6 protein-coding genes and 19 tRNA genes are annotated in these 9,744 nt (G+C 42.0%); 22 read left to right on the top strand and 3 right to left on the bottom strand.

Going from position 1 to position 9,744, the window contains the following annotated elements; all coding sequences use genetic code 11:
• The first annotated feature begins 52 nt into the window (after positions 1-52).
• The 19 genes from BA724_RS01985 to BA724_RS01895 all read left to right on the top strand — a co-directional run bounded on the left by BA724_RS01985 (position 53) and on the right by BA724_RS01895 (position 2,131).
• Positions 53-134: transfer RNA gene (locus BA724_RS01985), tRNA-Leu, on the top strand.
• Positions 135-302: 168 nt separating this feature from the next.
• Positions 303-377 (top strand) — tRNA-Gly (locus tag BA724_RS01980).
• Positions 378-390: 13 nt separating this feature from the next.
• Positions 391-479 (top strand) — tRNA-Leu (locus tag BA724_RS01975).
• A gap of 26 nt (positions 480-505) precedes the next feature.
• Positions 506-582: transfer RNA gene (locus BA724_RS01970), tRNA-Arg, on the top strand.
• Positions 583-695: 113 nt separating this feature from the next.
• A tRNA-Pro gene (locus BA724_RS01965) sits at positions 696-769 on the top strand.
• An 11-nt stretch (positions 770-780) separates the two neighbouring features.
• Positions 781-856: transfer RNA gene (locus BA724_RS01960), tRNA-Ala, on the top strand.
• A gap of 15 nt (positions 857-871) precedes the next feature.
• Positions 872-964, top strand: a tRNA-Ser gene (locus BA724_RS01955).
• 17 nt (positions 965-981) lie between these two features.
• Positions 982-1,055: transfer RNA gene (locus BA724_RS01950), tRNA-Met, on the top strand.
• A gap of 6 nt (positions 1,056-1,061) precedes the next feature.
• Positions 1,062-1,138 (top strand) — tRNA-Asp (locus BA724_RS01945).
• A gap of 10 nt (positions 1,139-1,148) precedes the next feature.
• A tRNA-Phe gene (locus tag BA724_RS01940) sits at positions 1,149-1,224 on the top strand.
• A 13-nt stretch (positions 1,225-1,237) separates the two neighbouring features.
• Positions 1,238-1,311 (top strand) — tRNA-Gly (locus tag BA724_RS01935).
• Between the two features lie 15 nt (positions 1,312-1,326).
• Positions 1,327-1,400: transfer RNA gene (locus BA724_RS01930), tRNA-Ile, on the top strand.
• Between the two features lie 27 nt (positions 1,401-1,427).
• Positions 1,428-1,511 (top strand) — tRNA-Tyr (locus BA724_RS01925).
• A 6-nt stretch (positions 1,512-1,517) separates the two neighbouring features.
• Positions 1,518-1,591: transfer RNA gene (locus tag BA724_RS01920), tRNA-Trp, on the top strand.
• Positions 1,592-1,612: 21 nt separating this feature from the next.
• Positions 1,613-1,688 (top strand) — tRNA-His (locus BA724_RS01915).
• Between the two features lie 8 nt (positions 1,689-1,696).
• Positions 1,697-1,771, top strand: a tRNA-Gln gene (locus tag BA724_RS01910).
• An 11-nt stretch (positions 1,772-1,782) separates the two neighbouring features.
• Positions 1,783-1,864, top strand: a tRNA-Leu gene (locus BA724_RS01905).
• Positions 1,865-1,965: 101 nt separating this feature from the next.
• A tRNA-Gly gene (locus BA724_RS01900) sits at positions 1,966-2,040 on the top strand.
• A gap of 7 nt (positions 2,041-2,047) precedes the next feature.
• Positions 2,048-2,131 (top strand) — tRNA-Leu (locus BA724_RS01895).
• A 236-nt stretch (positions 2,132-2,367) separates the two neighbouring features.
• Here BA724_RS01895 and ald read toward each other — a convergent pair.
• The 3 genes from ald to BA724_RS01880 all read right to left on the bottom strand — a co-directional run bounded on the left by ald (position 2,368) and on the right by BA724_RS01880 (position 5,400).
• Positions 2,368-3,495 carry an alanine dehydrogenase gene (ald, locus tag BA724_RS01890; RefSeq protein WP_069937012.1) on the bottom strand — a complete coding sequence of 376 codons (1,128 nt, stop codon included), beginning with the start codon at positions 3,493-3,495 and terminating at the stop codon, positions 2,368-2,370.
• Positions 3,496-3,784: 289 nt separating this feature from the next.
• Complete coding sequence (locus BA724_RS01885; protein WP_069937011.1) at positions 3,785-4,864, bottom strand: copper resistance D family protein; 1,080 nt, start codon at positions 4,862-4,864, stop codon at positions 3,785-3,787.
• On the bottom strand, positions 4,864-5,400 hold the full coding sequence (locus tag BA724_RS01880) for a copper resistance CopC family protein (RefSeq protein WP_069937010.1): 537 nt from the start codon (positions 5,398-5,400) through the stop codon (positions 4,864-4,866). The genes BA724_RS01885 and BA724_RS01880 overlap by 1 nt, the downstream gene beginning before the upstream one ends.
• Before the next feature lie 194 nt (positions 5,401-5,594).
• Here BA724_RS01880 and BA724_RS01875 point away from each other — a divergent pair, with 194 nt between their 5' ends.
• The 3 genes from BA724_RS01875 (at position 5,595) to BA724_RS01865 (ending at position 9,287) form a co-directional block, all read left to right on the top strand.
• The gene (locus BA724_RS01875) at positions 5,595-7,136 is read left to right on the top strand and encodes a UDP-N-acetylmuramoyl-L-alanyl-D-glutamate--2,6-diaminopimelate ligase (RefSeq protein WP_069937009.1); all 1,542 of its coding nucleotides are present in this window, start codon (positions 5,595-5,597) and stop codon (positions 7,134-7,136) included.
• Positions 7,137-7,437: 301 nt separating this feature from the next.
• Positions 7,438-7,914, top strand: a complete 477-nt coding sequence (locus BA724_RS01870; RefSeq protein WP_069937008.1) for a hypothetical protein — start codon at positions 7,438-7,440, stop codon at positions 7,912-7,914.
• Between the two features lie 119 nt (positions 7,915-8,033).
• Positions 8,034-9,287 (top strand): DUF2642 domain-containing protein, encoded by a 1,254-nt coding sequence (locus tag BA724_RS01865; protein WP_083256003.1) that lies wholly within the window; start codon positions 8,034-8,036, stop codon positions 9,285-9,287.
• The last annotated feature ends 457 nt before the right edge of the window (positions 9,288-9,744 follow it).

Here is a 9,744-nt window from a genome sequence, read left to right as displayed (position 1 = left end):
TTAAATCAGAGGGTCGAAGGTTCTAGTCCTTCTTGGCTCACCATTTTATATTGCGGGTGTGGCGGAATTGGCAGACGCACCAGACTTAGGATCTGGCGCCGCAAGGCGTGGGGGTTCAAGTCCCTTCACCCGCACTTTACGTTTTTTTCGAACCGTAAAGCAGCTCTAATTAAGGAAATTCTGCTAAGAGCATGCACATCTTGTGTATAACGCAGAAGTCAGAATATCCTTGGAATAGGAACTTCTCCTAAAAGCGCACACGTCCTGTGTGCAACGGAGAACCCAGAACATCCTGTTCAAGTGCGGAAGTAGTTCAGTGGTAGAACATCACCTTGCCAAGGTGGGGGTCGCGGGTTCGAATCCCGTCTTCCGCTCCAAATTTAATCCCGTGCCGGGGTGGCGGAACTGGCAGACGCACAGGACTTAAAATCCTGCGGTAGGTGACTACCGTACCGGTTCGATTCCGGTTCTCGGCACCATTTTTAAAAAGAAATAAAACGGCAATGCGCCCGTAGCTCAATTGGATAGAGTACTTGACTACGAATCAAGCGGTTAGAGGTTCGAGTCCTCTCGGGCGCGCCATACATATGTTTAGAACAGTAGCAGTATCCTTTTTACTAGGATTTCTTCTATGAATGTGCACGTCCTGTGTACAACAAAGAAGCCAGAACATTTTGTTCAATTCTGTTTAATTCCGGGAAGTAGCTCAGCTTGGTAGAGCACTTGGTTTGGGACCAAGGGGTCGCAGGTTCGAATCCTGTCTTCCCGATCGTTTTATATGGGGCCTTAGCTCAGCTGGGAGAGCGCCTGCTTTGCACGCAGGAGGTCAGCGGTTCGATCCCGCTAGGCTCCACCAATTTTATAGTATGTTGGAGGAATACCCAAGTCCGGCTGAAGGGATCGGTCTTGAAAACCGACAGGCGGGTCAAACCGCGCAGGGGTTCGAATCCCCTTTCCTCCTCCATTTTCATTTCTTATTATCGCGGGGTGGAGCAGCTCGGTAGCTCGTCGGGCTCATAACCCGAAGGTCGCAGGTTCAAATCCTGCCCCCGCAATCGTTTGGTCCGGTAGTTCAGTTGGTTAGAATGCCTGCCTGTCACGCAGGAGGTCGCGGGTTCGAGTCCCGTCCGGACCGCCATTTTTTATTTGGCTCAGTAGCTCAGTTGGTAGAGCAAAGGACTGAAAATCCTTGTGTCGGCGGTTCGATTCCGTCCTGAGCCACCATTTTAAACACCATGCGGGTGTAGTTTAATGGTAAAACCTCAGCCTTCCAAGCTGATGTCGTGGGTTCGATTCCCATCACCCGCTCCATTATTATTATATAATGGGCCTGTAGCTCAGCTGGTTAGAGCGCACGCCTGATAAGCGTGAGGTCGATGGTTCGAGTCCATTCAGGCCCATTTTTTATTTGGATTTTTTCTTTATATGGAGGGGTAGCGAAGTGGCTAAACGCGGCGGACTGTAAATCCGCTCCTTCGGGTTCGGCAGTTCGAATCTGCCCCCCTCCACCATTTTATAGGGGCATAGTTTAAAGGTAGAACTGAGGTCTCCAAAACCTCCAGTGTGGGTTCGATTCCTACTGCCCCTGCCAATTAAATAATATGTTATAATGGCGGTCGTGGCGAAGTGGTTAACGCATCGGATTGTGGCTCCGACATTCGGGGGTTCGATTCCCCTCGATCGCCCCATATTTCTTTGGGCTATAGCCAAGCGGTAAGGCAACGGACTTTGACTCCGTCACGCGAAGGTTCGAATCCTTCTAGCCCAGCCATTTTATATATTGCGGGTGTGGCGGAATTGGCAGACGCACCAGACTTAGGATCTGGCGCCGCAAGGCGTGGGGGTTCAAGTCCCTTCACCCGCATCAATTGCCCTTCATTAAGACAAATGTTACTCTTAATGAAGGGCCTCTCTTTATGAAATATTTTCTTTTAAAAGCTAACATCTATAATATTCTGTTCAAGTGCGGAAGTAGTTCAGTGGTAGAACATCACCTTGCCAAGGTGGGGGTCGCGGGTTCGAATCCCGTCTTCCGCTCCAACAGTATGCCGGTGTGGCGGAATTGGCAGACGCGCTGGACTCAAAATCCAGTTCCTTCACGGGAGTGCCGGTTCGACCCCGGCCACCGGTATCATCAAAAAGCAGTTTCTATTTCGTTATATTAACGAGATAGAAGCTGCTTTTTATCCGTTTTATTACCGGGGAGATGCGCTGAAAAGGATTGTGCACACTCAAGGTATAAGTAAAGACTGCTTAATGCTGTCGATTTACGCCTTAGTGTGGATTGAATTAAATACTTTTCTAAAAAGTATCGAACGCTGTAAAACAAACAGGCTGTCTCTGAAAATGGAGACAGCCTGTTTGTTTTCAAACGGTTAATGAGTCAAGCAATTCTTTAATGCTTTTTCCTTCATAGCCTAAATCACGGGCGACTGCTTCATATGTAACATAGCCGCCATATGTGTTTACACCGCGCTCAAGGGCTGGATTTTGCTTAATTGCTTGTTCGAAGCCTTTGTTCGCGATTTGCAGCGCGTAAGGAACCGTCACGTTTGTTAAAGCAATGGTGGATGTGCGCGGAACTGCTCCTGGCATGTTTGCAACCGCATAATGAACGACATCGTGTTTTTCATAAGTTGGGTTAGTGTGTGTTGTGATCCGGTCAACGGTTTCGAAAATGCCGCCTTGATCAATGGCAACATCCACGATAACCGATCCTGGTGACATTGATTTGACCATCTCTTCTGTGACCAGCTTTGGTGCTTTAGCGCCTGGGATTAAGACAGCACCGATAACGAGATCAGATTCTTTTACGGATTCAGCGATGTTTAGCGGACTTGACATAAGTGTTTGAACACTTCCGCCAAAAATTTCTTCAAGCTGGCGAAGGCGATCTGCGCTTAGATCGATAATTGTGACGTCTGCTCCCAATCCAATCGCAATACGAGCGGCATTTGTACCGACCATGCCGCCGCCGATAATTGTTACGCGGCTTCGTTTTACACCTGGAACACCGCCAAGAAGAACACCTTTTCCGCCATTATTTTTCTCCAAAAATTGAGCGCCGATTTGTGTCGACATACGGCCTGCAACTTCACTCATTGGAGAGAGGAGTGGTAATGTACCATTTACTGTAACGGTTTCATAAGCGATCCCTGTTACACTGCTGTCAACTAAAGCTTTTGTCAGCGCTGGTTCAGCGGCGAGGTGTAAATAAGTGAAAAGGAGAAGATCTTTACGGAAGTATTGATATTCAGACGCAAGTGGTTCTTTAACTTTCATTACCATGTTTGCCCGGTCCCAAACGTCCTTCGCTGAATCGATGACTTGTGCTCCATACTGCGCATATTCCGCATCTGTGAAGCCGCTCCCAAGTCCAGCTCCTTTTTCAATCATCACTTCATGTCCCGCGTTTACTAGTGTTGCTACACCCGATGGCGTAATTGCTACACGGTTTTCATTGTTTTTAATCTCAGATGGAACCCCGATTAACATCTCGATCATCCTCTCGTATTTGTTATTTTTATTGTAGGAGAAAAATGAAGAAATGACATCGTTTTGAATGTTAAAAAAAGAAACTTCATTTGTTAAAAATCACAAAAGAGAAGAGGGAGAGTTTTCAAGAAGAAATTAGATAGCGTTTTCTTTGCTTTTATTATAAGGATATAAAGAAAAAATAAACAGTAATTTGACTTAAGGTGAAATCGCTGTAAATAGATTCAATAAGCAAAAAAACATTGTGAGAAAATCTAACAGGATTTCTGAGAAAGCCAGAAATCCTGTTTTAATGCAACCCGCTTATAAGCGCCATATACACGAAAAAAACAAGCAGCATACTTAAGATAAAGGTAATGCTGACCGCTTTTTGTTTCCAAGACCAAAGGCTGAGAGCCGAAAAAAGAACAGCGGCAATACTAAACAGTGTGCTCATTGATGACCAGCCAAATTGAACAGGCGTGACTGGCGGAATAGCGCCGTTATAAAAATAAGCAAACAACGGGGAGTGGGTAATATCAGCTGAAGCGTGCGGCGGTTCCTGCTGTCCAAGAAAAGCAGTTGTCACAAAAATAAATAAGAGCACAATGCTTTCTGCTTTTACCCAAGGCTTTGGATTGAATTCTTGCTTTTTTTGAAGTCTTTTTTTAATTAAAACGCTGTTGATAAAAGCAAACAGCAAAATCGGCAAAAGAAACAAATGTTTAATGAGCAATGCTTGTCCATAATTTAATGGCCATGAGCTGATATACTTATTAACGTCCATAATCACTGTCATCATGAAAAATCCAGAAGCAATAGTCAAGCCGAAACAAATCAGCGCAACAGGTGAAAACCATTTTAAAAACGCCAGCCAGTTAGCATGATCTTTTGAAAACCAGCCTGTCACAATCAAAATGCCAGTCCAGACTGAAACGGCCGTAAAGTGGACGGAATGAGAAAGAAAGCCAGACCATTCGGTTAAGGAAGCGGCATGGCTCGACCAGCCGATCGAGAACAGAAGAACAATGGTGAAGACGAGAGCGCCGATAGTAAACCGCTTTTCTGTTAAAACGGGAAAAGTAAAAAGGTACAACGCGAAGAAGACAGCGACAGCAAATGTAAATGCCCAAGCTTTTCCGATGGTGAAACTGAAAATAACGGATTGGGCAATAGCGGCAAGATCATTTCCTTGTGAAATCTCTATAATAAGAATCGCTACAGGTACAAAAGCAAACAGTCCAACTCCCGCTACAGCCGCATAAAGCCACCGTTCCCGAATGAGGATCGATGGCTTTTTGTTTGCAGGAAGCAGCTGTAGAGTGAAGGCGCCCATTAAAAAAGAAAAACAGCTGTATAAAAGAGTTTCTGTAACATAAAGAAGAGCCATTATTTTTTTCCTTTTCTCATTAATACAATCGCTGCAATGAGTGCGGCGAAAATGATCACGCCAAGCACGATCGGCATGGTGCCGGCAGCCGATGTTGATTCTTCCTGTACAATAGCGGGTGCTTCTTCGACTGTTTCCGGATTCTCTTCGGCTGTGTTAGCTTCTTGTTTTGAAGGTTCAACAGCTTGTTCTGCTGAAACGGTAAAACCGTACGTTCCTTCAATTAAGTGTCCGTCTTCGCCGATAATGCGCCAGTCAACCGTATAAGTTCCATTTTGAAGAGGTTCTTCTATGGCTCCGCTTAGCACATTGTCAGTTATAGTGATATTTTCCACAGGCACTTCCTCGGCTTCGCTGCTTAATGTAAAGCTGCTCCCGTTTTCAATCACCGTTTCAAATGTCAATGAAATGTTCTGTATAGGTTCTGTGATCGTCTCACCGTCAGCCGGAGAAGAACTTTCCAGTCCGGTATGAGCGGATACAGATGACGAAAAAAGAAATAATAAACTAAAAAGAAATACAGATAACTTTTTCAATTGTGTTCACCTCAATTTTTTAAATCTTTCATACACACTATACCATTGTTAAAAAGCCAACGGATAAAAACAGCATTTAGATCACAAATGTGTCAAAAAAAGTCGGAAAAACACACAAAGACTTCACAAAAGGAGTAGAAAGAGCAGAAATGGGGAAGTAAGGGTAAAAACAACCAATAAGAAAGGAACGGCCCATGCACATTCCATTTGAGCAAATTCCAGCTGTCACATTACTCCGTCTCTTTGGTTTAGCCAGTCCGATCATTTCAGGCATTACGTACAATTCCCAGCTTGTGAAACCACAATTCGCTTTTGTCGCCATTATGGGTGAGAATACGGATGGGCATATGTATATAAAGCAGGCTATTGAGTTAGAGGCATCTGTCATTATCGGTACGGATGAAGACATTCTTAGTCAATTTTCAGCACAGTATCCACATGTAACATTTGTGCTGGTAGAGGATGCCAGGGAGGCCATGGCCCATGTGGCTGATTATTTTTATGGAAACATTCAGGAACGGCTGATTAAAGTCGGAGTAACAGGGACAAATGGAAAAACGACCGTTTCGACATACGTGCAGCATCTGTTTAATCTGCTTCATATTCCGTGCGGTATGCTCGGGACGACAGGTATATGGAAATCTAATGGGAAAATGGACTTTGACAAAAGCACGCCAACCACACCGATGTCTGTGGATGTCCATCACATTTTTCATGAACTTCACCGGACATATCATAAAGCGGCTGCAATGGAAGTATCTTCGATTGCACTCGATCAGAAGCGGGTAGCGGGCATTCAATTTGATATCGCGATTCATACAAATTTTTCTGAAGAGCACCTGGAATATCATAAAACGATGGAGCACTATAAAAAGTCCAAGCTGCTTTTGTTTCAGCAGGCGGCTGTCAGCATCGTAAACTTAGATGATGTCGGCATGGCAGAAGACATCTTGCGGTCGGCTCCCAAACAGGTAATCACTTACAGTCAAAATCTTCTATCAAATGCGGATTTAATTTGGACAGACTGCCACCATCATGAGCAGGGAATGATATATACTATTTATTATGAAGAAAATAAATATATTGTATCTGTTCCGCTGTATGGTGAATATAACGCAGGAAACCTCACTGCGGCTATTGCAGCCGCTTTGTCACTCGGCATTAATATGGAAGAGATTGTTTCTGTGCTTCCTAATATGAAGCAGGCAGAAGGACGGTTTCAAGTAATTCATGCACCGGAAAACCGGAAGATTGTTATTGACTATGCCCATACACCAGTGGCACTTGATCAGATTTTAACGCAAGTGCGTCATATTCCGCACAACCGCCTTATTGCGATGATTGCAGGCATCGGAATCCGTGATTTCGGCAAAATGCCAAAAATGGCACGGGCTGCGGAAGGAAAAGCGGATGCCATCGTGGTTACTGTTGATCATCCTGGCTTCAATGATCCAAAAAAGGTGATTCAACACGTTTTAAATGGATTTTCAAATCCTGCAGAACCGATTTTTACAGCTGATACACGCAGAGAAGGAGTCATCAAAGCGCTTGAACAAAGTAAACCGAATGATATTGTTTTGTTGACAAGCGGCTGTATTAACGGATGCCAGATTGTAGAGGGAGAATATATTCCCCATTCAGACGAAGCGATTATTCGTGAGTTTTTTAGCGGAACTCAACTTGTGCAGACGATGGAAGTTGGGGACGAAGACAGCATCTGCGTAACGCAAATATAAAAAAGCCCGTTTTGAATCCAACTCTCTTTGATTCAAAACGGGCTTTTTAATTAGATAAAGCGCTTATTAAAAAGCAGCGGATGGTCTTAATTGATCTTTTCTTCATTGTGGATATCTGTGTGGATAATCAGTGATTCTGCAGCATAAACAGGAACGTGCAAAGTATGTGTTGTCAAAATACGCAATATTTTGGCGGTCTATCTAAATATATAAAAAACAGAATACCTGATTAATGAAGCAGTACCTTATCCCTCTTTCTGCATATAATTAAAAGGACTGTCTAATCAGGAGGAGAAGATCGATGAATAATGAAATTCTAAGGTCATTAGTTGGTAAAGTAGTCAAAGTTAATTGCAGCGGAGATGACCCTAGGGTCGGACAATTGCTGGCAGCAGAGGAAGATTACTTTGTGCTTCTTACTAAAGAAGATGGTGTTCTTTACTATAAAGGTCATCACGTTAAAAGCTTAACGGACAAAACAAAGAAAGGACTCGAATTCGATCTCCTCAATCCTAAAGATTATATGTATACAGGCGGAAAAGTATTTACAGAAGTCTTAAACAATTTAAAATACAAATGGGTGACGATCAACCAGGGTGGATATGAGAAATATGAAGGGGTCCTTGATGACTGTAATGACGATTATGTCACAATTATTAGTAATGAAGAAGTTGTTCGTGCATCAACGTTCCACATTAAAAACATCGGATATGATTTAAAAATTGAGGAGTGGGAGAAAGAAAAAAAGGAAGAAACTGAAAAAACAGAAAGCAAATAATTTACTTTCAGGTATGTTCACTAGAAAAAAGGATTCTCTTTTTGATGAGAAAGGGAATAAGTGATTCTGCGTATTTTCTTTTTCCAAGGGGCCCTTATGAATAAAAAAAGTTTCAGTTTATGCGAGGGGGATGGGAAATGTCAAACCCTTTTTTTTCAGATACACTTAAATCGTTTATCGGCTATTCAGTAGGCGTCTTTTCACACGATGGGACATTAATGAAAGGAACAATAGTCGATGTTAAGAAAGATTATTTAATTTTACAGAATACAGAAGGAAAATACATTTACTATCAACTTGCGCAAATAAAATCAGTTTCAAAAAATGTGAAAGATTTGCAGGCAAACACGGTTAGACAGGATTATTTACAGACAGAACAGCTTCATGAAATTTTGGAGCAGTGCAAGTACAGCTGGGTAACGGTCAATTGCTATAATGATCAGCTTATCACAGGCTTTCTAAGCAGAGTTTTTGATGATCACCTTATTTTAATTAGTGAAGAAGAAACAATTATTATGCAAAATGCAAGTATTATTAACATATTTCCAGGTGTGTATGAATTTGCTGGCGTTAAAGGAAGGGATCAGCATGGTGAAAAAGAATCTTCCTCTCAGATAGAAGCAAAGGATGAGAGGAGTGAAAATGAAGCGTCTTCGAAAGATACAGGAGCGGATCAGCATGGTGAAAAAGAACCTCCCACTCAGATAGAAGCAAAAGATGAGAGGAGTGAAAATGAAGCTTTCTTGAAAGGTACAATGGAAAAAGAAGTGGAAAAACAGGTAAAGGAGCCCTCAAAACAAATAAAAGACGCACAAAATCTTGAAAGTTCCCAAATTACTGTTGAGATCGACAAGGAAGCAGTGACTGAGGAAAATACAACAACAACTGTTTCTGCTGATTATGAGGACGAAAAATTAAGCAAACAGTACGATGAAAAAAAGGGAAATATATCATTTGACCATAACCAAATAGAGCAGTTGACTCAGCCAATACCAGCTGCCGAAAAAGTCGAAACCGATTCTTATAAGCATATTACGAGTAAACCTTTTGCTAAACCAAGAAATAAAGTTATCAACGACTCCTTAGAAAATTCTTCAATTAATCAAAAGCACGCCCAAAAAAGCCAAGCAAGAAAAAGAGTGAAAACAAGCAAAGCAGAAAAGGATACGGATTCAACAATAGACAAGTCAAGTGATGCTGCTCCCCTGGAGATAGCAGTAGAAGAACCACAGGAAATATGGACACCTGGCCTTACAATCGAAGAAGCAGAGAAGCAGCTTGAATCTCGATACTATTCCCTTATGAAACAGGCGGAAAAAAACTATAAGATATTGCAGGAAAGAAGGATCGGACGGGAAATGATGAACAAATAATATACTCTTTTTTGACAGGAAGGCGGAGCAGCACATTCATTTAAATATTCACTATATTAAAACGGTTATACCAATTGTATTTAAAGGAGAAAAATAAAAGTTGTAAAAAATAAATCTTTTATATGAACTGTATCCTGAATAGTGGAGAATTTAAAAAGGCCCTATTTGGGCTTTTTTATTTGCCTTTTTTTAGAAAAATATCTAAAGAAAAGAGCCATTATATATGTGTATACACGGAAAAATGAGGGCACAATATGGCTGATCATACTAAATTATAGTGATAATAAAACCGTGATAACATTATCTCTTCCAAAAAGAGAAAAACAGCTGCTTTTAGCAAGTATCCGTATACGGAAGAATTGACTACAAGAGAGTTACTTCATCTATATAAAGCAAGAATATACTCAGTCATTCAATAACAAGAAAAGCTCATCACAATAAAAGGAAAAGGAGAACA

It is taken from the genome of Domibacillus iocasae (assembly GCF_001750285.1).
GTDB classification, from domain to species: Bacteria; Bacillota; Bacilli; order Bacillales; family Domibacillaceae; genus Domibacillus; species Domibacillus iocasae.
The sequence above is the reverse complement of the archived record's forward strand: the minus strand, read 5'-3'. Positions and strand labels throughout refer to the sequence as shown.

Excerpts from the sequence above, each read along its gene's own strand:
- BA724_RS01885 (WP_069937011.1), bottom strand. The coding sequence starts at position 4,864 with ATGGCTCTTCTTTATGTTACAGAAACTCTTTTATACAGCTGTTTTTCT.
- ald (WP_069937012.1), bottom strand. The coding sequence starts at position 3,495 with ATGTTAATCGGGGTTCCATCTGAGATTAAAAACAATGAAAACCGTGTA.
- BA724_RS01865 (WP_083256003.1), top strand. The coding sequence starts at position 8,034 with ATGCGAGGGGGATGGGAAATGTCAAACCCTTTTTTTTCAGATACACTT.
- BA724_RS01870 (WP_069937008.1), top strand. The coding sequence starts at position 7,438 with ATGAATAATGAAATTCTAAGGTCATTAGTTGGTAAAGTAGTCAAAGTT.
- BA724_RS01875 (WP_069937009.1), top strand. The coding sequence starts at position 5,595 with ATGCACATTCCATTTGAGCAAATTCCAGCTGTCACATTACTCCGTCTC.